Origin of the sequence: Pseudoalteromonas rubra (assembly GCF_001482385.1) — a bacterium.
In the GTDB taxonomy this organism is placed as follows: Bacteria; Pseudomonadota; Gammaproteobacteria; order Enterobacterales; family Alteromonadaceae; genus Pseudoalteromonas; species Pseudoalteromonas ardens.
The window spans coordinates 594194-620480 of sequence record NZ_CP013612.1; the positions used below are offsets into that span (position 1 = coordinate 594194).

General features: G+C 46.6%; 17 protein-coding genes. 12 read left to right on the forward strand and 5 right to left on the reverse strand.

What is annotated here, in order from left to right; genetic code table 11:
• Positions 1 to 290 precede the first annotated feature (290 nt).
• From AT705_RS21710 to AT705_RS21720, 3 genes are all read right to left on the reverse strand, one after another.
• A complete protein-coding gene (locus AT705_RS21710; protein ID WP_058798434.1) occupies positions 291 to 1094 on the reverse strand; it encodes a DUF1338 domain-containing protein in 804 nt (267 codons plus the stop codon).
• Positions 1095 to 1224: 130 nt separating this feature from the next.
• Positions 1225 to 2259, reverse strand: coding sequence for an arginine N-succinyltransferase (gene astA / locus AT705_RS21715; protein WP_058798435.1), 1035 nt, complete (start codon positions 2257 to 2259; stop codon positions 1225 to 1227).
• A 33-nt stretch (positions 2260 to 2292) separates the two neighbouring features.
• Positions 2293 to 3498, reverse strand: coding sequence for an aspartate aminotransferase family protein (locus AT705_RS21720; RefSeq protein WP_058798436.1), 1206 nt, complete (start codon positions 3496 to 3498; stop codon positions 2293 to 2295).
• Positions 3499 to 3675: 177 nt separating this feature from the next.
• On the opposite strand from AT705_RS21720, the gene AT705_RS21725 reads away from it, so the two are divergent.
• Positions 3676 to 4104: an Lrp/AsnC family transcriptional regulator gene (locus tag AT705_RS21725; protein WP_010381122.1), complete on the forward strand. Its 429-nt coding sequence runs from the start codon at positions 3676 to 3678 to the stop codon at positions 4102 to 4104.
• Between the two features lie 15 nt (positions 4105 to 4119).
• On the opposite strand, the gene AT705_RS21730 is transcribed toward AT705_RS21725, so the two are convergent.
• Positions 4120 to 6033 carry a putative bifunctional diguanylate cyclase/phosphodiesterase gene (locus AT705_RS21730; RefSeq protein WP_058798437.1) on the reverse strand — a complete coding sequence of 638 codons (1914 nt, stop codon included), beginning with the start codon at positions 6031 to 6033 and terminating at the stop codon, positions 4120 to 4122.
• Between the two features lie 464 nt (positions 6034 to 6497).
• Here AT705_RS21730 and AT705_RS21735 point away from each other — a divergent pair, with 464 nt between their 5' ends.
• The 11 genes from AT705_RS21735 to rluF all read left to right on the forward strand — a co-directional run bounded on the left by AT705_RS21735 (position 6498) and on the right by rluF (position 23199).
• Positions 6498 to 6800: an isoamylase early set domain-containing protein gene (locus tag AT705_RS21735; protein WP_010381125.1), complete on the forward strand. Its 303-nt coding sequence runs from the start codon at positions 6498 to 6500 to the stop codon at positions 6798 to 6800.
• Between the two features lie 4 nt (positions 6801 to 6804).
• Entirely contained in the window at positions 6805 to 8787 is a 1983-nt protein-coding gene (malQ, locus tag AT705_RS21740; protein ID WP_058798438.1) for a 4-alpha-glucanotransferase, read from the forward strand.
• On the forward strand, positions 8784 to 11018 hold the full coding sequence (glgB, locus tag AT705_RS21745; protein ID WP_058798439.1) for a 1,4-alpha-glucan branching protein GlgB: 2235 nt from the start codon (positions 8784 to 8786) through the stop codon (positions 11016 to 11018). Before malQ ends, glgB begins: the two co-directional genes overlap by 4 nt.
• Positions 11012 to 13111, forward strand: a complete 2100-nt coding sequence (glgX, locus tag AT705_RS21750) for a glycogen debranching protein GlgX (RefSeq protein ID WP_082669109.1) — start codon at positions 11012 to 11014, stop codon at positions 13109 to 13111. The genes glgB and glgX overlap by 7 nt, the downstream gene beginning before the upstream one ends.
• The gene (locus tag AT705_RS21755; RefSeq protein ID WP_058798441.1) at positions 13104 to 15587 is read left to right on the forward strand and encodes a glycogen/starch/alpha-glucan phosphorylase; all 2484 of its coding nucleotides are present in this window, start codon (positions 13104 to 13106) and stop codon (positions 15585 to 15587) included. The genes glgX and AT705_RS21755 overlap by 8 nt, the downstream gene beginning before the upstream one ends.
• Positions 15588 to 15618: 31 nt before the next feature.
• Positions 15619 to 16917, forward strand: a complete 1299-nt coding sequence (gene glgC, locus AT705_RS21760; protein WP_049865630.1) for a glucose-1-phosphate adenylyltransferase — start codon at positions 15619 to 15621, stop codon at positions 16915 to 16917.
• 10 nt (positions 16918 to 16927) lie between these two features.
• On the forward strand, positions 16928 to 18469 hold the full coding sequence (locus AT705_RS21765) for a glycogen synthase (protein WP_058798442.1): 1542 nt from the start codon (positions 16928 to 16930) through the stop codon (positions 18467 to 18469).
• A gap of 157 nt (positions 18470 to 18626) precedes the next feature.
• Positions 18627 to 19844 carry an EAL and HDOD domain-containing protein gene (locus AT705_RS21770; RefSeq protein ID WP_058798443.1) on the forward strand — a complete coding sequence of 406 codons (1218 nt, stop codon included), beginning with the start codon at positions 18627 to 18629 and terminating at the stop codon, positions 19842 to 19844.
• Between the two features lies 1 nt (position 19845).
• On the forward strand, positions 19846 to 20943 hold the full coding sequence (locus AT705_RS21775) for a DUF418 domain-containing protein (protein ID WP_167552017.1): 1098 nt from the start codon (positions 19846 to 19848) through the stop codon (positions 20941 to 20943).
• A 20-nt stretch (positions 20944 to 20963) separates the two neighbouring features.
• Positions 20964 to 22070 carry an ABC transporter substrate-binding protein gene (locus AT705_RS21780; protein WP_058798445.1) on the forward strand — a complete coding sequence of 369 codons (1107 nt, stop codon included), beginning with the start codon at positions 20964 to 20966 and terminating at the stop codon, positions 22068 to 22070.
• Positions 22071 to 22254: 184 nt separating this feature from the next.
• Positions 22255 to 23199, forward strand: coding sequence for a 23S rRNA pseudouridine(2604) synthase RluF (rluF, locus tag AT705_RS21785; RefSeq protein WP_058798446.1), 945 nt, complete (start codon positions 22255 to 22257; stop codon positions 23197 to 23199).
• Between the two features lie 34 nt (positions 23200 to 23233).
• On the opposite strand, the gene AT705_RS21790 is transcribed toward rluF, so the two are convergent.
• Positions 23234 to 26287, reverse strand: coding sequence for an efflux RND transporter permease subunit (locus AT705_RS21790; protein ID WP_058798447.1), 3054 nt, complete (start codon positions 26285 to 26287; stop codon positions 23234 to 23236).

The following is a 26287-nucleotide window of genomic DNA, read 5'->3' on the forward strand; positions in this document are numbered from 1 at the left end:
TCATAGGCAGTTTCACTGTCATGACCGCAATACGTTGTCAGCTACACAACATCTACGCTAGCTCACATAAATGACAGTTTCGTTAAGGTTGTCTAACGACAGCTGAAAACTTAGTCTTAAATGCGTGCTGAGACAACCGGGGTATCGCTATATACTGGCATAGTTTTTACTGCGCCGGATTGATCTGACAGGGGAAATAGTTTGTTAAGGCGCTTTAGTGAGCAGTCGAACGACTCAGGCAAAAAAAAGCAGTCGAATGACTGCTTTGACAAGTTACTGTGATAATACGCTTAACGCGCGTTAGTACTTTCGAAAATCTTGTCAGCTGACGCCGCAACAAAGCCTGTGTAAATTTCGCCATCTGGCTTGTTGTAGCGCAGGGCAAATTCATAGAAACAGCTTGGGATGCTGAATTCACCGTCGCTGAAAGCAACCGCATGCTGGTCAGCAAGCGTAGAGGATTGCTCAAGTAACACTTCTGGTGAACCTTTGATTTCGCCACCTGATGCGTTCAGTTCAAATCCGGCGTCTTTCAGGGCCTGATTTACGGCTTCAATGGTTTCGAAGTTGCTCAGGTGATTGATGCTTACAGTGAAGTGGTTTGCGCGGTAACCCCAAGCCGCCATCCATGCTGCATATTCAGATTCAGCTAAAAGTTGCTTGTAGGTTTCGTGGCTAACTTGCCAGTGTGTGCCTGAGTACAGGAAGTTTTCAGCAGTTACTGCCGTCTCATCGATTTGCTCGACAAGTGCGTCAACAATAGTTTGCAGCTCTGGTGAACACTTTTCTACTAAAAGCTCAGAAATGAATACTTTTGGTTTAGTCGGATCGCTGTGCTCAAAGTGCTTGGCGTATAACTTTTTGGCTTCGAAATGATATTCGCCGCACTCTTTATAGCCAACCGCTTTGAAATGCGCAGCTAGCTTTTCTAGGCCAATTTTTTCATGGTTAAAGGTACGCAGGGCAATGTGGTCGTTGATCACATCATCTTGCTGCGTAGAACCAAGCAGTTCATGGACTTTAACTGCAGATGGAGTAACTTCAAGGTAGTTATTCCATAGTTTTTCAAATAAGCTATCTACATTGTTGTGCATAATGACAATCCTTAAAATGGCGGCTTAGCCGCGTTAAATATTACGACTAAGCACGACGCAATTGTTTAAATCGGTTGGAACATCAGGGTAGTGCAAAATGTGTTTTACTGCCCTGACGCTCGAATGTATTTCACAGTAAGAATCCGCTGATCTCTTCACCGTCAACAATCTTCAGTGCAGATGCAATGTCTGCAGTGATTCTGAATGAGCTGGTTTTAGCACACCAGTTGACACGAGTATCAAAGGTGGCGCGAAAATCTGCTAAGCGACAATTGGATACTGACCAGGTTTCATCATTCACGCTGTCTAATTCACCTGAGTCCACAATTTGTGCTTTGCCACGTTTGGTTTCTCGTACTGTTTTGATGTTATGTAATCTGGACTCGACGGTTGGGCCTGCATCAAACAGATCTACATAGCCCCGGTGTTCAAAGCCTTCTTTTTCTAACAGACGCAGGGCTGGCTTGGTTTTTTCATGTACCTGACCGATGACGGCTTGCGCTTTTTTGCTAAGTAAGTTGGCATAAATAGGGTATTTAGGCATCAGTTCACTGATGAAAACTTTGTCTCCGAGTCCAACTAGATGGTCCGCTTGCGGGAATTCGATGCTGAAGAAATGTTCCTGTAGCCATTGCCAGAAAGGAGAGTGTCCATCTTCATCGCTGACACCACGCATCTCTGCAATCACCGTATCACTGAAACGGTCAGCATGTAACGCCATAAAGTTAAAACGAGAGCGAGATAAAAAGCGGCCAGCAAGGCCCTGTCGAAACGCTTCTCTGAGGAAAAGGGTACAAATCTCGGAGGCACCTGTATAGTCATTACACATACTCAGTATATCAACTGTGTTGTAGACATTCAGAGTACGTGAATGGTGGACTGTTTTGCCCAAATGATAGTGATACAGAGGCGTTTGCATACCAACTGCGGCTTCTATCGCGGTTGTGCCCAGGATTTCACCCGTATTACTGTCTTCAAGGACAAATAAGTAGCCTTCGTCCTGCGGTTGCTTAACTGCTTTATCAAAGCTCTGCTCTGAGCGTGCAATTTTACTGCTCAGCAAATCATCGTCCACCGGCAGCGACGTGAATCCATAACCAGATTCAATCGCGATGGTTTTCAAAGCTGCAAAGTCTTTGTTTGAAATGGGTCTGAGTACTTGCATAATTTGAACAGGGCGCTGACGCGCCCCTCTCAATTAACCGTTTACAACGTCCGCTACAGCCAGCTCAAAGCGAGCCAGACCAGCCTGGATATCTTCATCCGGAATGACCAAAGAAGGTGTGAAACGAACAACATTGGTGCCTGCAACCAGAGCCATCAAGCCATGTTTGCCGCTGGCGACCAGGAAATCGCGGGCACGGCCGTTAAATTTGTCATTCAATACAGCACCAAGCAGTAGGCCTTTACCGCGTACTTCACTAAATACATTGTATTTTTCATTAATGGCAGCTAGGCCATCGCGGAATAATTGCTCTTTATGCTTAACATCAGCCAGCAGCTGCACGTCATTGACGGTGTCAAATGCTGCTTCAGCAACGGCGCATGCCAACGGGTTACCGCCGTAGGTTGAACCATGAGTACCAATTTTCAGGTGCTTAGCGATATCTTTTGTTGTTAGCATTGCACCAATTGGAAAACCACCACCTAGTGCTTTTGCTGTAGTCAGGATATCTGGAGTTACGTTAAGACCCTGATAGGCATAAAGATCGCCCGTGCGTCCAACACCAGTTTGTACTTCGTCAAAGATCAGCAGGGCGTTGTGCTTGTCACACAGTTCACGAACACCCTGAATAAATTCACTCGTTGGTGGGATGATACCGCCTTCACCCTGAAGTGGTTCCATCATAACCGCACAGGTTTTATCAGAGATAAGCTTGGCGAAGGTCTCAAGATCGTTGTAATCAACGTGTGTGACATCCTGAGGCTTTGGCCCAAAACCATCTGAGTATGCTGCCTGGCCACCTACGGTTACAGTGAAGAAGGTACGACCATGGAAGCCTTTGTTGAAGGCGATGATTTGTGTCTTTTCTTCTGAGTAATTGTCAATGGCCCAGCGACGTGCCAGTTTTAATGCCGCTTCATTTGCTTCGGCCCCTGAGTTTGCAAAATATACTTGCTCACCAAAGGTTGCGTCAGTGAGCTTTTTCGCCAGGCGAAGGGCTGGTTCGTTGGTCATGACGTTAGACAGGTGCCAGATTTTCTCACCTTGTTCTTTCAGCGCGTTTACGAGTGCCGGGTGACAATGACCAAGGCAGTTTACGGCGATACCTCCAGCGAAATCGATGTACTCGTCGCCTTTTTGGTCCCAAACACGTGAACCCTTACCTTTAACCGGGATCACTTCAGACGGATTATAGTTAGGTACCATTACTTCGTTAAACAGCTCGCGATTCACTTGCATGACGACTTCCTCTTTAAAAACTATATATCTCAGGGATCTATTAAGCGCTCATTTGCAACAGACAAACTCGCTTTTCCCGCTTTTTTGTCATTATTACGCGTTGCGTTGTCAATTTGCAGTGCAAAAATAAATAAAATGATTAAAATAACAGTCAAAATGACGATTTAAGTTTTCACAATGATTCATTCACAAGACGAACGTTTACTTTCTGAGCTGAGGAAAAATGCCCGTGCCAGCATTTCAGAGTTGGCAAGAATTCTCGATATGTCCAGAACCACAGTGCAAAGCCGATTGCAAAAACTAGAGCATAGTGGCGTTATTCAGGGTTATAGTGTTGAGCTGGGCAGGCAGTATCAGGAATCTCAGGTTGCGGCTCATGTCTCAATTAAGGTCCGCCAGAAGTTAACTGCACAAACAAATAATGCACTAAAGCAAATTAACAACATTTCGGCTTTATATGCCATCAGTGGCGAATACGATATGATTGCAGAAGTTGAGGCGCAAAGCCTGGAGCAACTCAGTCAGTTGCTCGATGACATAGGGAACCTGGAAGGCGTTGAGCGGACTACGTCTTCGGTAATTTTAGAGACTAAGTTTAAGCGCTGAGGTGAATCCACATTGTTAGCTGGACTCTGGCAGCCACACACTGGTACCGGTGGATGCAATGTGGTTCATATTGCTTTTCAGTACTTTATTGCCTACGCGGCTGGAGGTTTCCGGGCGGCTGACCAGATAGCCTTGTACGCAGCGTATCCCCATTTGCTTGACCAATTCAAACTGTTCGACCTGTTCAACACCTTCTGCCACAATTTTAAGGTCAAGTTGTGCACCCAGTTCGCTGATTGAATTGAGGATCTTGTAGTATTTCGGGTTGTCCTTGGCCTGTGAAATAAACAGTTTATCAATTTTAATGACGTCTATGGGTAGATCGGCAAGCGTACTGAGTGAACTAAACCCGGTACCAAAGTCATCGATAGCAATAGTTACACCGGCAGAGCGGCAACGCTCGAGCTGAGCAATGATTTCATTACTGGCGGTTATGAGTGTTGACTCGGTGATTTCAAGCATTAGTGAAGTGGGTGGTAAGCCTGTTTTTTCTAACGCGGCCATTACCCAGTCAAAAATAGCGCGGTGCTTGAGTTGGATACCAGAGACGTTAACTGAAATTCTTACTCGCTTCATGCCGGCATTGTGCCAGGCAGACATTTGTCTACAAGACTCAAGCAGGATCCAATCACCCAAATCCAAAATCAGGTTGGACTCTTCCGCAATGGGAATAAACTCAGACGGTGGGATCAGGCCTTCAATAGGGTGGTGCCATCTGGCGAGTGCTTCAAAGTAGTCAATGGAGCAATCTTCAACATGCACAATTGGCTGAAACGACAAATGAAAATTCTGAGAAGCAATTGCCAAACGTAATTCTTCCAGCAGGTAGTGGTAGCGACGAATTTTGTTGCCCATTTCCGGGGAGTAAACGCGGAAAATTCCCCGGCCATCCGTTTTGGCTCGGTACATAGCGACATCAGACATTTGTAGTAGTGCATTCGGTGTCGCTGCACTGTCTGGGTATACGGCAATACCGATACTGGCGCTGATTTTTACCAGTTTATTGCCAAGGACAAAATCGCGTTCAATTTCCCCAAGTATGGTTTGAGCTACTTCAGTACAAAAGCCTGTGTCTTTGAGTTCCGGGATAAAGATAGAAAACTCATCGCCGCCGAGTCTGGACAGGTTTTGATCGAGCCCATGCACGGCATGCAGCGCCTGTAATTGGTATTGGCGTACGACCTGGCATAAACGCTCGGCAACCTGGATCAGTATCTCGTCGCCAAAACTGTGTCCGAACGAATCATTAACTTGCTTAAAACCATCCAGGTCGATAAATAGCAGGCCACATTTACTTTGCTGTTGTTCTGCCATAGCCAACTCGTTACTGATGTGTTCGATATAGGCATGGCGGTCTATCAGTTTTGTTAGTTTGTCCTGAAAGACATGGCTGTCGGTTTTAATTTTGATACGTTGAATATTGCTTGCAATGGTATGAACTGCATGGCTGATTTGAGCAACAGAGCCACCGATCGGCAAGGCTTTGTAATCAATCTCAAGGCCACTAATGATGTCTTTGAGATCCTGGTTAATATCGGTAAGCGCTTTAGCTCGGGCATGTTGTTGCCTTAATTCCCGTAGTTTGTTCAGCGTTAAGAGCAGCATTCCCATAACAAGTAGCAACAAGACTGGCGAAGAAAGTACACGCTTCATGACCTGTTTTACGGGAGCTGAGGTGAATGTTGATTGATCGTGCTTCAGCAATACATGTGCTTCGTCTTTTACTAACAAAAATCGTTGTTCAGCAAACAGGAAAGCATACCAGGGGGTATGTTCTGACTGGGAGTTGGTGGGTTGATTAGATACCGGCATAGTGGTGCGACCAGTCTGGATGTCGACCACATGTTTTGTAAACAGCAAGCTAATAACAATGCCAATCACAACAAAACAGACAATACAGGTTGCTATATTTTTAAAAACACTTTGCATGATTGAGCGTATCCACCTACCTAAAGAAATTCGTCCCTGCCAGGAGCAGTAAGTATACTATAAATAAGCCCTAAGTATGACATGTTTTACACCTAATTCATGTGGTTTCAATCGTAGCTCAGTGCCAGGGGGTATTCTAATAAATTAATACAACTGTGGTGTGTTTAAGATCAAGTATCAATTAAATTCACTTTACACGAGAATAGTTCTCACCTAACTTTTTAACAAGTTTTGGCGCGTTTATTGCCCGTATACTAAGATACAGGCAGTTGTGCCAGCTTTCTAAGTGAAAGTCACCATATTAGTGCAAGGCTGGACTGTCACTGCACTGTAATGAAGCGTACATACTGTACGTAGACAATAAGCAATTATGCTTTGTAGTTTCACAGCAACCGTTAGTCTAGCTGTAACGGGCACGGCACTGTGGCAAGGATAAACAACCTAGCGGTTTTTTGGAGCCCACAATGTTAACTAAGCGTTTTTTCAAAACAAAAAACGAAGCAGAAGTCACGTTTGAAATCACTCATCCTGAAGCAATCAAAGTGGAACTCGTTGCAGAGTTCAATGATTGGCAACCTTTAACGATGAAGTTTAATAAAAAAGACAAACGATTTAAGCTGAAACACCGCTTACCGACAGGGCAAGAATACCATTTCAGATATTTGATCAACGGTGAGCATTGGGATAATGATGATCAGGCCGACGGCTACGTGCCTAATGGCTTTGGCACGCAAAATAGCGTCGTAGATACTCATAAGCTGGCTTAACGCAATGCAAGGGCTGGAGCAACTATTTTACTTGCATGGAATAGGCTTTGATTACACCAAATATAATGGTGAACACGTTTATTTCGACCATGCAACTAGGGTCAGTGCATTGCGTTGTTGTGGCGTAGACACGGGACATAGTTCGGGCATCGCAGAGTTAAACTTTGCGCTAGATATCAAGCGCTGGTTTGACGTTGTGGGGGAAGTGGTATTGGCTGATGCCCACTCAGGAGGCTTCTCGCTAAAAATACCCGAGTCAGCCCGAAATGCATCTGTTGTTATTCAGATACCCGATTTATCAATATGCCACAGCTGCGCCTTGTCAGAAGCCGAAGTGGTCGGGGATTATCATTACAACGGCGAAACTTATTTAGATGTGAAAATCGAAATTGGGGCGCTGCCTGTTGGTTACCATAAGACGCAAATAGAAGGCCCCTTTGAGACGAAAATAACTGAGTTATGGTCAGTCCCCGAGCGTTGTTACGCCTTAGATCAGGAACAGTTAAAACGAACGGGCCTGTCGTTGCAGCTTTATACGTTACGTAGTGACCGTAATCATGGTGTTGGTGATTTTCGCGACCTATATCAATTACTCCGTGGTGCTGCGGCTAAGCATTGTGATTTTGTTTTGCTGAACCCGCTACATTTACTGTTTGAATCTGAGCCTGAGCGTGCAAGCCCGTACAGCCCCTCCCATCGGTGTTTGATTAACCCCTTGTATATTGCACTGGACTGGGCTGTTGAAATGTTCCGCGATCATTATCAGGTTAACGTGAGCGACGCTTGCTGCCCGGCTCCTCTTGATTCTCAGGCGCAGTACATTGATTACAGTGCCGTTGCTGAAGTGAAATATGCCATATTCACTCAATTGTATTACGAATGTATTGATATGCCCGATGTTAGGGAGGCTGTGCGAGCATTTAAAAACAATAGAATGCATGATCTGAACGTCAGCGCGCTCACGGATCGGGAGTGGTTTTTACAGTGGCTGGCCCATCAGCAGCTTCAGGCCTGTCAGCAACATGCAACCCAAGCGGGGATGGCCATTGGCCTGATTAATGATCTGGCTGTAGGCTGTGCTAAGGGAGGCTACGAGTTTGCTGAAAATGCGTCTCTTTTTGCATTCGGTGCAGATGTTGGTGCACCACCTGACCCATGGGCTGAAACAGGTCAGAATTGGGGTTTACCTGCACTCAACCCGATTAAAATACAAAAGCAAAACTATGCCTATTTCCGTTCTCTAGTTCGAAGCAATATGGCGTCTTTTGGCGCACTTCGGATCGACCACGTCATGGCTATTCGGCGTTTATGGTGGTGTTTTGAATCTCAGGGAAAACCGGATGGCTGTTATGTGTACTACCCTTTTGAACACCTTTTAGCAATTTTAAAAATTGAATCTCATCTGAATCGAGCCATGGTGATAGGGGAAGATCTGGGGATAGTGCCACCTGAGGTGTCATCAGCCATGAGTGAGGCGAACCTCTACGGTAATATTTTGATGTATTTTGCCAAAGATCAGCAGGGTCACTTTAAACCCTCCGAGCAGTATCGTGCTGACACATTGTTAATGGTTGCCAATCATGATGTTGCGCCATTTAATGCTTGGTGGACGCACAATGATATTCTAATTAGGAAAGACTACCAGCTATGCAGCGAACAAGAAGCCACGCAAATGTCGATGGCAAGAGAGGATGATAAGGCCAGCTTATTAGCATGGTTAGGGATAAATGACACATTCGCCTCACAGCAGCATTCGGATATTCACAGCATATATGGTGCACTGCTGAAAAAACTCGCAGCCAGCCCCAGTAAGTTGCTTGCTATTCAGCTTGATGATCTGGAACAACAACCGTTGCCAGTGAATATTCCGGGCACCGACCGCGAATATCCCAACTGGCGCCGCCGCCTGGCGACACCAGCCGAACAGACTTTAGAACAGAACCGTCATTTAATGGCAGAGATAAAAAGGATTAGAGAGCAGGCATGAATTCAGCAAGTAAATCGCCCATTGTAACCCTCGACTACGCAGCACAAATTTCGGCACTCGATGCCGGGTGCTTTCGTGATGCCTTCTCTTTTCTTGGTTTACACCCTGCCGGGCAGGGCTCAATTATACGGGTGTATATGCCCGGAGCCCTGGCTGTGTCAGTGAATGACGGACTCCACTCGACAGTCATGCAGCGCATAGGGCAATCAGCTCTGTTTGTCGTTGAGTTTGACCGCAAAGTATCGTCGGGGTATCACTTAACCGTTGAATTTATTGATACGGTTATTACAACCCGAGACGCCTACGACTTCAGCAGTGCGTTGGATGAGTCGGCGATGTATTTATTTAATGAAGGCTCGCTGGAACATGGTTACCTTCACTTTGGCGCCAGGGCTATTACTCATCAAGGCTGTAATGGTACACAGTTTTGTGTTTGGGCACCCAATGCGTGCAGTGTGTCTGTGATTGGCGAGTTTAATCATTGGCAGCCTTCTCAGCATTTTATGCGTTTTCATCCTGCCAGTGGTGTGTGGGATTTATTTATACCTCATCTTACGGGCGAGCAGGGTTATAAATATGCCATCGTCGGTGTGGATGGCGAAGTGACGGAACGAGCGGACCCTTATGCCGTTAAGATGCAGCAAGCGCCCGGTACCGCGAGTGTGATTCAGCCTGCTCAGCAGTGTATGACAGTGAGTGATGCCGATCAGGCACAGCGCCGAAAGCGCAATGCCATTGATGCCCCGATAGCGATATATGAAGTGCACCTGGGCTCCTGGAAACGCAGAGAAGAAGAGGATAACCGTTATCTGACTTATCGCGAGCTGGCTGATGACTTATTGCCTTACGTTAAGGAACTGGGCTTTACTCATGTTCAGCTAATGCCTATCAGTGAGTATCCATTTGATGGTTCCTGGGGTTATCAGCCAGTCGGGCTGTTTGCGCCGACTAGCCGCTTCGGCAGTCTTGACGATTTTCGTTATTTTATACATCAATGTGCGGTGCTTGAACTGGGCGTCTTGATCGACTGGGTTCCAGGTCACTTCCCGTCGGATCCGCATGGTTTGCATCGATTTGACGGCACCCACTTATATGAACATGCAGATAGCCGTCAGGGTTATCACCCCGACTGGAATACTTATATCTATAACTATGAACGCCCGGAAGTAAAAAGTTATCTGCTTTCTAATGCTAATTACTGGCTTGATGTATTTAAGCTGGATGGCCTCAGAGTGGATGCTGTAGCTTCCATGTTGTATCTCGATTATTCGCGCAATGATGGCGAATGGGTCCCTAATCAGTTTGGGGGCAGGGAAAACCTTGGTGCGATCGATTGTATTCAATCGGTCAATACCCGCAGCTATGGCAGGCACCCACATATTATGATGGTGGCTGAGGAGTCGACGGCCTGGCCTGGAGTCACGCAAGCTGTTGACCACAATGGGTTGGGATTCGGCTTCAAATGGAACATGGGATGGATGAATGACAGTCTGAGCTATATGCAAAGAGATCCAATACACAGGAAGTATCACCACCATGAAATGACCTTTTCCATGGCGTATGCGTACTCGGAAAATTATATTTTACCGCTGAGCCATGATGAAGTCGTACATGGCAAAGGGGCATTGCTGAGCAAAATGCCAGGCGACGATTGGCAGCAATTTGCTAACTTGAGAGCCTACTATGGGTTTATGTATGCTCATCCGGGCAAAAAACTGTTGTTTATGGGCAGTGAATTGGCACCTCGCACTGAATGGGATCATAACACGACGCTGGATTGGTCATTGCTGGAATCATCTGCTCATCAGGGGATTTATCAGACCGTCAAATCACTCAATCATTTATATAAAAACACTCCTGCTTTGTATGAGCTAGACAATTCGCCTTGTGGGTTTCAGTGGATAGACTGTCACAATGGTGAACAGTCAATTTTGAGTTTCGCACGTTTTGGTAAATCCAGCTCTGATCTTGTCGTGGTAGTTAGTCACTTTACGCCGCAGGTGCTGCATAGCTACCGGATTGGTGTTCCCAAGAGTGGCATATATCAGGTGGTGTTTAACTCTGACGAAAGCAGCCTGTATGGAAGTGGTACCACGCCAGTTGCCCATCAACAGCAAATGATACAAAGCAAGGCCATTGCCAGTCACGGCTTTGAACATAGTATTGAAATCACCATAGGCCCATTGAGCACTATCTACTTACAATATTTGAGTGCTGCCACGCCATGTTAACGTCGCACAGGGGTCAACCCTCACCATTAGGTAGTACTTTGCATGAACAAGGGGTCAACTTTGCTGTGTATGCACCGGCGGCCACTCAGATGCAACTTTGCCTGTTTGATCAAAGTGGCCATAGCGAAATTGCTAAGGTCACTATGTATCGTCATGAGGGAGGGTTATGGTCTGTATTTGTTTCTCCACTGCGTGCGGGGACATTATATGGCTATCGTGCAGACGGTGCCTATGCGCCTGAACAGGGCCTGCTGTTTAATCAAAATAAATTACTGTTAGATCCATATTGTAAAGATTTTCAGGGGGAATTTACCTGGAGTGAGCGCCACTTTTGTCATTTGCCTGTTGGCACCCTTAACGAAAGTGACAATGCGGTGGATATGCCCAAATCCAGAGTTATAGACATTGCCCGATACGATGGCCAGAGACCACACGTGCCATGGTCAAAAACCCTTATTTATGAATGTCATGTACGTGGCGCGACTAAGCACTGTGACTTTGTGCCTAAGCCGTTGCGTGGCAAGTTTCTGGGCCTGAGCCACAGCAACTTTATTGCTCATCTTGCCAGCCTGGGTGTCACAACGGTGGAGCTGCTGCCATGTCATGCTTTTATCTCTGAACAGTTTTTAACGACCAAGGGGCTGAAGAACTACTGGGGTTATAACTCGTTGAGCTTTTTTGTACCGCATAAAGCCTTTTTGGTAGAAGGGCAAATTAGCGAGTTTCAGCAAATGGTTCGCGAGTTCCACCTTGCTGGCATTGAGGTGATCCTGGACGTTGTATACAACCATACAGCAGAAGGCGGGCTAGACGGGCCAACCTTATCACTCAAAGGACTAAATAACACCGGGTATTATCGTATGGTGGGAGAACAGGCACATTATATCAACGATACAGGCTGTGGAAATACCCTTAACATCGACGATCCTTTTACTCTAAAGCTGGTTATGGATAGCTTAAGGTACTGGGTTGAGTATATGGGGGTCGATGGATTTAGATTTGACTTGGCAACGATATTGGCCCGCACGGAGCACGGCTTCAATTCGCAACACAGCTTCTTGCAGGCGATCGCACAAGATCCTGTTCTGAGTAAAGTTAAGTTAATTGCCGAACCTTGGGATGTTGGCCCGGGCGGCTACCAGTTAGGCGGCTTTCCCTCTCCGTGGCGTGAATGGAACGACAAATATCGGGATACGGTGAGACGGTTCTGGCGTGGAGATGCGGGCACTCTGTCTGAACTTGCCAAACGTGTGCATGGCTCTCATGAGTTGTTTGAACACAATCAACGCGGGCCGCTTAATTCTGTTAATTTTATCACCAGTCATGACGGGTTTACACTCGCTGATTGGGTGAGTTATGAACAAAAGCACAACTTTGCCAATGGTGAGGAGAACCGTGATGGTCACAGCGAGAATATCTCGTTTAATTGCGGAATAGAAGGCCAGACGGAACAAGCACACATACTGGCACTGAGGCATCAAATCCAAAAAAGTGCCCTGATCACGCTAATGATGTCAAAAGGTGTACCGATGCTAGCAGCTGGTTCGGAAATTGCGCACTCTCAGCAAGGTAATAATAACGCGTATTGTCAGGACAATGAGATTAACTGGTTGAGCTGGCCGCAGAATATTTCTGAACGACTGACTCAGAATCGACGTTTAAAGAAAGACTGGGATGATGACCAGGAAAGTGCCTTGAGTGCCTTGATAGCCCAGCTTCAGGAAATTAGGTGTCATTATGCAATATTCCATCACCCATTTTATATCCATACCCAAGACGAACGATTTAACATTAGCTGGTTTAACAAAGATGCACGCCCAATGTCTGAGGGAGACTGGCATGACAGCAATAATAAAACGCTGATCTATATGTTGACGGATACACTCAGAAAGCAAAATTTATTGGTGATATTACATGCTGGCAGTGACGACGTGGAGGCGAAGTTACCCGCTATACCGGGTGTTATCTGGCAGCTTTCACTCAGCTCCGTACATCCCACCGAAACCATCGCACAAAGTCAACAGACTCAATCCCTGAGCGCACACAGTGCCTGGGTATATCAATCTCATAATGAGGATCTCAAGAATGACTAAGAAAACGTCAAATGTGTGTGTTGTAAAGCATTGGCAGGAAGCCCCAAAACTAGATGAAAGCACGCTGGCTGATGATTTGATGCGGCATTTTTACTATACCCTGGGGCGTGACAAAGTCGGAGATTCTAAACACTATTTGTTTCAGGCTTTGGCGTTGACCGTCCGGGATCGGCTAGTGGCAAGATGCAGAGCGACGAATCAATATCTTGCCGACAACCAATGTAAACGTGCCGCATACTTGTCACTGGAATTTTTGATGGGCAGAGCGTTAGGTAACGCGGTGCTGAGTTTGGATCTGGAGAAGCAAACGCGTGAAGCGCTGAAAGAATATTGCACCGAGTTTGAATATGTTGAGCAAGCTGAGCATGATGCCGGTTTGGGCAATGGTGGCCTGGGACGTCTGGCGGCGTGTTTTTTGGATAGTTGTGCGACACTGGCTCTTCCGGTGATTGGTTATGGGATCCGTTATGAGTACGGCATGTTCAATCAGTCAATGGAGCAGGGCTTTCAGGTGGAGCAGCCAGATAACTGGTTACGTGAAGGCCACCCCTGGGAAATGCCAGCGCCGGAGCAAGCCAGAGTGATTAAATTTTTCGGTCATGTTGAGGCGCATAAGGATAAACAGGGTCGTACTCATCGCATGTGGGTGAACACTCAGGATGTGCTGGCTGTTCCTTATGATGTGCCTATTCCGGGGTATCGAAATGGGGTGGTGAATACCTTACGTCTATGGAAATCAGAAGCGACAGATGAATTTAACTTAAAAGAATTCAATGCCGGTAGTTATTCTGAAGCGGTAGCCAAGAAAAACCTCGCCGAGCAGATCACTATGGTGTTGTACCCGAACGATAGCAGTGAAAATGGTAAAGAGCTGAGACTCCGACAGCAATATTTCCTGTCGAGTGCCAGTTTGCAGGACATCTTGCATCAGTGGGTTGAGCAACATGGTACGGATTTTAGTGAATTTTCTGACCTTCATGTTTTCCAGCTTAATGATACTCACCCGAGTATTGCAGTAGCAGAGCTGATGAGGCTGCTGATTGATGAGTATGAACTCGAATGGGATCAGGCATGGTCAATCACTAATTCAACCATGGCCTACACTAACCACACTTTGTTGCCTGAGGCACTGGAAAAGTGGTCAGTGTCGTTGTTTGCTCGTCTGTTACCCCGCTTGCTGGAAATTATTTACGAAATTAATGCGCGCTTTTTATCAGAAGTGGCGCTGATGTGGCCTGGGGATATGGAAAAGCAACGTGCGCTGTCACTCATTGAAGAAGGTGACCACCCACAGATCCGTATGGCTTACCTGGCAATTGTGGGCAGCTTCTCGGTAAATGGTGTTGCCGCACTGCATACTGAGCTGCTTAAGTCAGGGCTGTTTCATGATTTCTATCAGCTCTGGCCTGCTAAATTTAATAACAAAACGAATGGCGTTACGCCCAGACGTTGGCTTGCCTATTGTAACCCTGAATTGGCTGAACTCATTACCAGCAAGATTGGCGAACAATGGCAGGCGGATTACGCTGAAATCAAGTCACTTCGCCGTTACTACGATAACAAAGCGTTCCAGAGTCAGTGGCAATCAGTCAAACAAAATAATAAGGAAAAACTTGCAAAGCTGGTGCAGTCTCGTTGCGGTGTGGAGTTTGACGCCAGCATGATGTTCGACGTGCAGGTTAAGCGCATCCATGAATACAAACGCCAATTGCTTAATATTCTGCATGTGATTTCTTTATATGACCGCATTCGCCGAGGCGATACTCAAGGTATGGTGCCTCGTTGCGTGTTGTTTGGTGGTAAGGCTGCGCCAGGCTATGCAATGGCTAAACTGGTGATTAAGCTAATCAATAATGTTGCGAATGTCGTTAATAAAGATGCCAAGGCTAAATCACTTCTACGAGTCGCATTTTTTCCCAATTATAACGTAACAGCCATGGAAACGATCTGTGCAGCGACGGACTTGTCACAGCAAATTTCAACGGCGGGCAAAGAAGCATCAGGTACCGGGAACATGAAGTTTATGATGAATGGTGCCCTTACCATTGGCACTCTGGATGGTGCAAATATTGAGATTAGAGAGCAGGTGGGAGCGGATAACTTTTTCTTATTTGGTGCTACCGCACAGCAAGCTGAGGAAGTGCGACAGCACTATGATCCAAATGCCATCATTCAATCCAGTCAGGCACTCAGCAATACTATGGCGTTGCTGGAGAGTGGTCATTTCAACTTGTTTGAACCTGGAATTTTCAACGACATCATTGCCGCGATCCGCAGCCCTCACGATCCCTGGTTGGTTGCACACGACTTTGACAGCTACCTGGATGCGCAGCAACGTGCAGCAGAAACCTATCAGGACCAGTCGCAGTGGCTGAGAATGAGCATACTTAACACGGCCGCTAGTGGCAGTTTTTCTAGCGATCGCACTATTCAACAATATTGTGACGATATTTGGCGCTTAACCCCAATGCAGTAGATCGTAGATAGACTTTTAATGGAGATAATGAATGCCCAGTTATGCAAACCGATATATTAGTAACCTGACCAGAGAAACCTATGCATTGATCCTGGCTGGTGGTCGTGGTAGCAGGCTGCATGAGCTGACCGACTGGAGAGCAAAGCCCGCGGTGTATTTTGGAGGCAAACACAGAATAATAGACTTTCCGTTATCAAATTGTATTAACTCGGGGATCCGCCGGGTTGGCATAGCGACACAGTACAAATCGCACTCTTTGATCCGCCATGTAAACCGCGCCTGGGGCCACTTTAAGAAAGAGCTGGGAGAGTCAGTTGAGATTTTACCGGCGTCTCAGCGATATGGTGACGAATGGTACTGCGGCACGGCGGATGCCGTATTCCAGAATATGGACATTATTCGTCATGAGCTGCCCAAGTATGTGATGATCTTGTCTGGCGACCATGTTTATAGAATGGATTATGGTGCTTTGCTGGCGAAGCATGTCGAAACCGGCGCTGATATGACCGTATGCTGTCTCGAAGTGCCGTGTGAGGATGCTGCCAATACCTTTGGTGTTATGACTGTTGATGAGAACAAGCGAGTCCGACGTTTTGATGAAAAGCCGGCAGCGCCAAGTGAGATCCCTGGTAAATCCGGCGTCTGTCTGGCCTCAATGGGCAATTATGTGTTTAATACAGAGTTTTTGTTTGAGCAGCTAAAGAAAGACGCGGAGCGGGAAGGTTCTGGCAGAGATTTTGGTCATGATATCATTCCGGCCATTATTGAAGAGCATAATGTATTTGCATTTCCGTTTCGTGATCCCAGCCACCCGGGTCAACCTTACTGGCGTGACGTGGGCACGATAGATTCGTTCTGGGAAGCGAATATGGAATTGGTGTCTCCGCAACCTCAGCTTGATTTATATGACCCGAGCTGGCCAATTTGGACATACCAGGAGCAGCTACCGCCGGCCAAGTTTATTTTTGATGACGACGAACGACGCGGTATGGCTGTGGACTCAACGGTATCTGGAGGCTGTATTATTTCGGGCTCCAGAGTACGAAAATCTCTCCTTTTTTCAAATGTTCATGTACATTCGTATTGTGAAATAGAAGGTGCCGTGGTGTTACCTGGTGTGGTGATTGAGCGTCATTGTCGTATCAAAAATGCCATTATTGATCGCAGCTGTCACATTCCGGAAGGCATGGAGATTGGTTATGATCAGGAGCAAGATAAAAGAAATGGCTTCAGAGTCTCTAAAAACGGCATAGTGCTGGTGACCCGTGATATGCTTGTTGCACTTGAAAAGCAACAGCTGTTGGCAGGTCAGAACCAGGAAACGGCGTAAAAGGACAATCATGCATGTAGTTATGGTGGCAGCGGAAAATGACCGCTTGCCGAGTTGTAAAGTTGGGGGTGTTGCGGACGTGATCCGTGACATTCCTTATGCACTGGCAGAGCAGCGTATTCGTTGCTCTGTTATCGTACCAGATTATGGCCAGTTTGAACTAAATCGGGAGTTCGTAGCAGATATTGCGGTGCCTTTTAAGCAACATTTAGAAACCGCGACACTCTGGCGAGTTGCAAGTGAATCGGGTGTAGATCAATATGTCGTGTCACACTCTTTGTTCTCGCAGCATGATGGGGCCATTTATTGTAATGATGGCGATCAGCCATTTGCAACAGATGCCAATAAGTTTGCTCTATTTTGTGCTGCGGTCAGTGAGCTGCTTGAGCATGAGATGATAGGGCCCGTTGACGTACTGCATCTGCACGATTGGCACGCCGCTGTAGTGGCGGTCCTTAAAACTTTCAGCCCTCGTTTTGTGAATTTGAAACAGATTAAAACTGTCTATACAGTGCATAATCTCGCTTTACAGGGGATCCGGCCGTTTAAGCATGATGACTCCAGTCTGGAATCCTGGTTTCCAACTCTGAGCTATGACGGTAGCCGGATATGTGATCACATTTACCCCCATTGCTTTAATCCCATGCGCGCCGCAATAAACCTCGTAGATAAAGTACACTTGGTGTCACCAACCTACTGTCAGGAAGTACAGCTAAGCAGCGATCACGAAAGTGGCTTCTTTGGTGGTGAGGGGTTGGAGCATGATATGCAAGCAGCTGACAGAGCAGGCAGGCTGGCAGGTATTCTCAATGGGTGTATCTATTCCCCGCATGCAGAGCAGGGAGCAGAAATCTCGCTGAGCCACTACTGTGATTTGGCCCAGGAGGCACTGTTTGTATGGATGTCCAAGCGCACAGAGCTGATGCCTGCCCATTACATTGCTCATCAGCGCGTCATTCAATGGCGCCAGCATGGACAATTTCGTCGACCTTTGGTTACCAGTGTTGGACGTTTAACGGACCAAAAGGCGCTTTTGCTCAGACAGCCAAAAGAGGGTCAACTGGTCCTGGATAAGGTGGCGGCTTTGATCAATGAGTACGGTGGGGTATTGGTGATTCTGGGCTCCGGCGATCCGCATCTTGAGTATCTGTTTACTCAGGTTATGGCCCGTCACAGTAATGTTTTGTACTTACAAGGATATGGACAGGCATTGGGCGATTATCTGTATGATCTCGGTGACCTGTTCCTGATGCCAAGTTCGTTTGAACCCTGTGGGATCAGTCAGATGCTGGCAATGCGTGCAGGCCAGCCTTGCCTTGCTCATCAGGTTGGTGGCCTAAAAGACACGATTGCACATGAAGAAACAGGCTTTCTGTTCGGTGGACGCAACCTGTCTGAGCAGGCTGAACAGTTACTTGAGGGCTTAAAGCAGGCGCTCGATCTACACAGGCATGAACCGCAAAGGTACCTTGATATAAAGGGCAATGCCAGAGCGCAGCGTTTTAGTTGGGATACTATTGCCAGTCAATATATTGAAAAATTGTATGAGTAGGCGTTTGCCTGCTCGCTCCGCTATCTACTATCCTAATACATTAATGTTTTAGTTTGATTTTTTTTCTAATGAAATGGGGTTAAAATATTCCCCATTAAGACAAACTAATAAAACAAAAGTGCTATTAATTGAGCAGTAGATAGCTGGGAGCAGTGATTTGAAAGTGTTTGTGGCAAGGCAGGCCATCTTTAACAGGAAGAAACAGGTGGTCGCATATGAATTGCTGTTTCGAGATGGTAAACAAAATTGCTTCCCTAATATTGCTGACGATGCCGCTACAGCGCGCCTTATAATGGATAACCAGCTCAATCTGGGCACTCGATATCTGACTTCCGGCAAAAAGGCTCTGATCAACATTGGAGAAGAGTCACTCAGTCAGGAACTTGCACATTTTCTGCCCAGTAGTGATGTGATCCTTGAGCTGTTGGAGACGATCCCCCCGACAAAAGACAATTACGAGCGTGTCAGGTCGTTGTTTCACAATAACTATCGACTGGCATTGGATGATTTTAATTACTCCAAAGACTGGGAGCCCTTTCTCAAACTGGTCCGGCTTATTAAGTTCGATCTTGTTGAAAGCCCGCTGGATACAATTGGCCCACTTATTGAGCAACTAAAAACACGTAAAAATCTGAAGTTATTGGCCGAGAAGGTAGAAACCGAAGAAGAATTCGTTGAAGCGAAAAAGATGGGGTTTACCTTTTTTCAGGGATATTTTTTCGCAAAGCCCACGATGATTTCTCAACAAGATATCGAAATCAACTACGCCATAGTCATGTTAATCTACGCAGAAGTGTTGAAGCCGAATATGAACCTTGGGCGGATTTCGGAGCTGTTTGCTCAAGATACGGCACTGGCCTACAAGCTACTGCGGTTGATCAATTCAGGGGTTTTTCCTATTAAAAATCGTATTGAATCCCTCAAGCAGGCGTTGGTTTATCTGGGCAACGAACGCGTGCTTAAGTTTGTGAATCTGATCATGACAGCTCATGTGGCGACCAATAAACCAACCGAGTTGACTCGTCTTAGTATCGTACGCTCACGTTTTTGTGAACTCATCGCACAACAAATCGTACCGGGCATTGCTGGTATGAGCTTTCTGGCTGGGTTGTTTTCTTTACTGGACGCAATTTTGGATAAACCGATGGAGCTGTTAGTTGGACGATTGCCCTTTCCGGAGATGATCCATGATGCGCTGCTGGGTAAATCAAACACCTTGTATTATATATTAAATGTAGTCAGGGCTTACGAAAGTGGCAGCTGGTGGGCATTACAAGAGGCCTGTGCGATGCTAAATATGGAAGATGACAGTTTGCCAGATTTTCATGCATCCGCAGTTACCTGGGCCGACATGTATCGCGACCACGTTTATTGATGTGAGAAATCAGTACCTTGATAGTCTGAGAGGGTTTGCATTGTTAGGCCTGAGCCTGACAAACTTGTTCTTCATGGCAAACTTTGCATATGGCTATGTGTCCCCAGTTACACGTGACGGGGTGGAGTCGGCTTTGTCGCTTTTAACCATTGTGTTTGCCGATGGACGCTTTCGCACCCTGTTTTGCCTAGTGTTTGGTGCTGCATTAGTGATTCAGTATAAAGCGCATAATAAGGGAGTGGATAATCTCTTTGTTATCAAATCTCGTTTGTGTGTTCTGGGCGTATTTGGAGTGCTACACGGTTACTTACTCTGGCCCGGAGACATTCTGCTGAATTATGCGTTGTCCGGCTTGCTGGCACTATTGTGGCTGGATGCGAAGCATAGATTGCTAAGCGTGGCGCTACTGACAGTCCTTCCGGTTATTTTGCTTGTGATACTCAGTATTCTTGTTAGCGAGCCTGGTTTTGACAGATCAAGTGCAGAGTATGCAACCTTACTGAGCTCATTGCCGGTAAGCTATGCCGAGTTGCTGAGCGAGAACATCAGCCATTTCAACATGATGATCATTCTTATCCCGCTAGCTACTTTATGGAATACGCTGGGTCTGATGCTACTAGGGATGGAACTATATGAACGAGGCTGGTTTTCAGGGAAGGCATTTGTATCAGGTAAGATGATGTGGGCTTGGTGGTGGGGAAGTGTGCTCGCATCCTTGTTAATTTGGTCCAATAATGAAACCATCCTGGGGCAGATGTTGGAAACATTGAATTGGTTGGCTGCAATACCTATGGCCCTATGTTATCTGATTTTGATGCAAGCCATCCACCAGCTTTGGCCTAAGCTTGGCCAGGTATTAGCGATAGTCGGGCGTTATTCCCTGTCTTTGTACTTGTTGCAATCAATGGTTGGGATTTTGGTGTTTCATTTTCTTTTTCCTGCAACAAGGGTGTCCTTTACTCGTGTCGAGTATTTCGGGTTTTTCCTGGCACTAACCCTGCTCCAGGTGATTTTAGCTATACTGCTTGATAGGGCGAAGAAAACTGGCCCTGCTGAGTATTTATTGAAGCGTTGCGTGCAGCGCCTTAGTCATATGTAACATAAAAAAGGCTGTTTATTGTGAAGTTGTTACAGTGTGTTTTATTGAGCTGGGGGTTGCTTTTCACCCCTTTAAGTTGGGCAAAAGCCGATTTTTCAGTGCTTTTAGTGAATCCGTCGATTTCTGGTGAACCGTTTTGGCATAAAGTTGAATCTATCGCTCAGGCCGCCAGTAAGCAGCTTAATGTAAAATTGGACGTGATTTATGGTGATGGCAGTCGCTATATTCAGCTGGAAGAACTACAGAAATACTTAGAGTATCGAGCAACACCTGATTTCGTTGTATTGATGCTGTACCCCGGCAATGCTGAACAACATCTGGACCTGCTAGAAAAGTACGGAATACAGTACTTAACCTTAGAGCAAACCATTAATGGGCCTGAGCAGGTTGAGATTGGCAAACCCGGGCAGAAATATAAAAACTGGTTGGGTGAGATTTACTTTGACAATTTTCGTGCAGGCGCTGATCTGGCGCAGGCTTTGACGGATTCATTACGCGAGAAGAGACCTAAAATTAAACCTCAGGCGCTAGCGATCAACGGTCATTATGGCAGCGAGTCGGATGCTCGTAATCAAGGCGCACAATCTTTTTTTGGCAGCCAGGGCGTTGCCCTGCAACAATCTATTTATGCAAGCTGGTCAAAAACCCAGGCGATGGAAAAAACGCAGCGTTTGCTAAAGCGTTACCCCAATACAAATATAATTTGGAGTGCATCAGATTTGATGGCAATGGGTGCACTAAGTGCGGTGAAGCAACGTGGTGAGATAGGCCAGGCGTTTGTTGCCATTGGTGGATTTGACTGGCTTAATGACACGCTCAGGTTGATTGAAAAGGGTGAATTGCAGGCCTCCGTCGGTGGTCACTTCATCATGGGTGGGCTGGCTATATTATCTCTGTATGATAAGTTCCATGGTCATTCCTATTGGCAAACCAACCAATCGATTACTTATCCACTTGTGGTCATTAATCAACATAATGTGCACCGCTATATATGGCTGGCCGAAAAAATTGACTGGACAGGCGTGGACTTTAGCGGGTTTAGTTTGCTTAACAATAAACAATCGAACTACTTGGTGTCTCCGACCTTTTTAGCCAAGGATAACGCTCCAGGTGTCATTAGCGATTGAGCAAGCCATAACGTTGGCTGAGTTAAAGCCACACCTGTTGATGAAATATTTCTACTGGCGATGAAATTTTGTTACCATGCGCCCCCCGTAACTGCCCGTTGGTCAAGCACCCCGGACTCTGAGCCTGTTTGCCGGATATCGGACAGTATTGACTCATTGCACACGAAAAGAAAAGTGTCCCTTTATGAATGAACCTAAGCGACTAAATAAATATATCAGCGAAACCGGGTTTTGCAGCCGCAGAGAAGCGGACACCCTGATCAGTGACGGCCGTGTCAGTGTTAACGGTCAGGTTGCCGAAATGGGTTTGAAAGTCAGTGATGCAGACACTGTTTTGGTGGATAATAAACCGCTCAAAGCTAAGCCTAAGCGGGTATATATCGCTTACAATAAACCCGTTGGTGTGACCTGCACAACAGAGCGAAAAATAAAAAGTAATATTGTCAGTGCCATTCAGTATCCGGAACGTATTTTTCCTATTGGCCGTTTAGATCGGCCTTCAGAAGGACTGATCTTTTTGACCAATGAGGGCGATATCGTCAACAAGATATTGCGTGCTGGCAACAATCATGAAAAAGAATATGTGGTAACCGTCAATAAGCCTGTCACCGATGCGTTTATAAATGGTATGCGCTCGGGCGTGCCAATTCTTGGCACCGTGACTAAAAAGTGTTTTGTCAAAAAGACCGGGGCCAGGCAGTTTACCATTGTTTTAACGCAGGGGCTGAATCGTCAGATACGACGTATGTGTGAGTACTTTGATTATGAAGTACAAACACTGAAGCGTGTGCGGATCATGAATGTGAACCTCAACGGTTTAAGGCCTGGGCAGTGGCGCCACCTGAGCGAGTCTGAAATGGCAGAGATTAATGCTTCAATTGAAGGTTCATCGAAAACCGAAGAGGCGTCTGTGGATACGTTTAAACGTGCACAGCGTCACACTGCGAAACCGCGTCAAGATAGTGAATCAGTGGCCAGAGGGCCGAGCAGAAAGTCTCCGTCTGAGCAAAAGCGTAAGCGCCCAGGCAATTCACACGGTGATAATACTGCAAATCGTGATAGACCGAAAAGTCGCTCTGGCGCTAAGCCAAAAGGCAGGGTGAAAGGGACTTTGTCTCTCAAAAAATAACTTAGAAAAAGGGCCGCACATTGCGGCCCTTTTGCTATTTTGGTGCGGTTACTTTGAAGAACAAACAGTAAATTACGGGAAGCACTATCAAAGTGAGCACGGTGGCAAAACCCAGACCAAACATAATGGTCACCGCCATGGATTTGAAAAATACATCGAACAGGAGCGGTATCATACCTAAAATGGTTGTCACGGCCGCCATAGATACGGGCCGTACACGACTTACCCCGGAATCAAACACCGCCTGATAGGGGCCTTTTCCGCTATCCAGTTCCAGATTGATTTGGTCCATCAATACAATGCCATTTTTAATTAACATGCCAGACAGACTAAGCAGCCCCAGCAGTGCCATAAAGCTGAATGGTGCCTGAAATATGACCAGCCCTGCGGTTACCCCTATGATAGCCAGTGGCACAGTGCTCCAGATGATCAATGGCTTACGCACTGAATTAAACAGCAGCACCGTAATGATAAACATGGATAAGTATCCGAGCGGGAGTGAGCCAAAAATGGCTTTTTGCGCTTTGCTGGATGACTCAAACTCACCGCCCCACTGCATCTCATAGCCTTGCGGCAACTCGATCGCTTCAATGTCAGCACGGATACGGGCAAACAGTTTAGCCGGTGTTTCATTGCCGATCACATCATGATCTGCCATGACGGTAATTGTGCGCTTGCGATCCCGACGCATTATCAGGCTGTCTTCCCAAATGACTTCGACGTCATCGAGGATCTGACCCAGTGGAACATACACATTGAGCACTGGGCTGAAAATTTGCAGGTCAACCAGGTTTTCAACGTTGCGACGTTCAACCTCGGGTGCTCTGGCCACAATCGGCAGCATTTTGGTGCCATCCCGATATAAACCCACTGTGTTGCCCGACACACTTGTCAGCAATAGCTGGTCAAGATCAGATTTACTGATCCCCAGTCTCCTTGCTTTTTGCTCATTAAAGGCCGGCTCAAGTACTTTAGAACGCTGGCGCCAGTTATCGCGAATATTAAATGCACCAGCGTCTTGTGCCAGATGGTTTTTAGCTTGATCAGCCAGCCTACGCAGTACTACAGGATCAGGACCAGAGAAACGCGCTTCGATTTTAGCATCTGTCGACGGGCCAATTTCCATGCGCTTGATTTTAAGCTTACCATCTAGTTCATTATGGTCAGCAAACTCGCGTACTTTCGCTATCATGGTCGCAACAGCTGCTCTATCGCTAACCCGAATGATCAGCTGACCATAGGATGCATATTGCTTTTCCGGGCTGTATGTCAGCATAAATCGGGGGGCACCCTGACCTATGGTGGTGGTGATCTCTTCAACCAGCTCGTCGGCATGCAAAAATGCTTCCAGCTTTTCGAGGTTATCTGCTGTACTTCGAATGTCAGCACCCTGATAGTGCCAATAATCGACATAAAACATGGGCGTATTGGAAGCGGGAAAGAATGATTGCTTAACTGACTTAAAGCCAACCATCGCGCAGCCTAGGAGCGCTAGCATCGCGATGACGGTAGTCCAGCGGAATCTCAGGCACACGCTAAGCAGCGCCTTGTAGGCGGTAAAAATTATGCCCTGATAGGGGTCATCAGTCTCTTTACCCTGCTGAATTTCTTGTTTGAACAACATGTTGGCAAAGAAAGGTGTCAGGGTAATGGCGGTAACCCAGCTAAGTAGCAATGAGATCAGCAGTACCCAGAACAGCGAGCCGGCAAATTCTCCACTGGCATCTGAGCTCAGCCCAATTGGGGCGAAGGCGGTAATGCCAATCACAGTTGCACCTAACAAAGGCCACTTGGTTTGTTCTACAATCTTGACCGCTGCTTTTACCTTGCTTTGTCCACGCTTGAGGTTGATTAGGATCCCTTCAGTGACCACAATAGCGTTATCGACCAGCATACCCAGCGTGATGATCAAAGCGCCAAGGGATATACGTTGTAAATCAATTGCGAACATCTTCATGAAAATGAAGGTGCCGAGCACTGTCAGTAGTAAGATACCGCCAATAAGAATGCCACTTTTAACACCCATAAAGATCAACAGCACGACAATGACGATGGCAACGGCTTCGAGCAAGCTGACAATAAACCCGTCTACGGATTTTTCGACTTCCTTAGGTTGGTTGTAAACGGTGTGGATCGACATGCCATGGGGGCGCTGATATTCCAGTGAGGTCAGGTGCTTCTCTATGGCCTTACCGACTTCTACCACGTTAACACCCGAGCTGAAGGAAATACCCAGGAGCAAAGATTGATCGCGATTATAACGGGTAATATGAGTTGGTATCTCAGCATATTCACGTTTTACGGTGGCTACATCGCCTAAATAGATGAGCTCTTTGGCACCGGGTTTAGAAATCAGCAAGTCCTCAAGTTCAGAAACCTGACTAAACTCACCGGTAGGGTGAATTCGGATAGACTCGTCGCCAACGCGTATTTTTCCAGCGTTTGATACGCTGTTTTGGGTCTGCAGCAGTGAAAAAATGCGGTTGTGAGATATCCCTAACTGCGACAGTTTTTGACTCGATATTTCAACAATGACCTGCGCTTGTTGTTCTCCTGCGATGGTCACTTTACTGACACCATCGACCAACACTAGCTCACGTTTAAGATAGTCAACGTATTCTTTTAGCTCTTCATAGGAATAGCCATCACCCGTCACGGCATACAACACGCCATACACGTCTGCAAAGTCATCCATTACTTTGGGTGTGAACACGCCAGGGGGTAGATCTGGCTTTAGATCGTTTATCTTACGCCTTAATTCGTCCCAGATCTGTTTCAGGTCTTCCTTTCGGTAGGTGCTTTTCATTTCCACCGTGATCTGCGATTGTCCCGGTGATGAGACAGACGTAACGTAATCCACATAAGGCAGGCTCTGAATGGCATTCTCTATGGGATAGGTCACCTCTTCCTCAACCTGTTGCGGTGATGCGCCCGGGTACACTGTGATCACCATGGCTTTTTTGAGCGTAAACTCCGGATCTTCCAGTTGCCCCAGGCCAAAGTACGAAACCGTGCCTGCTAAAAGCAACAGCAGAGCGAACATCGCACTGATCACCTTATTTTCAATAGACCATTTGGCAAGACTCAT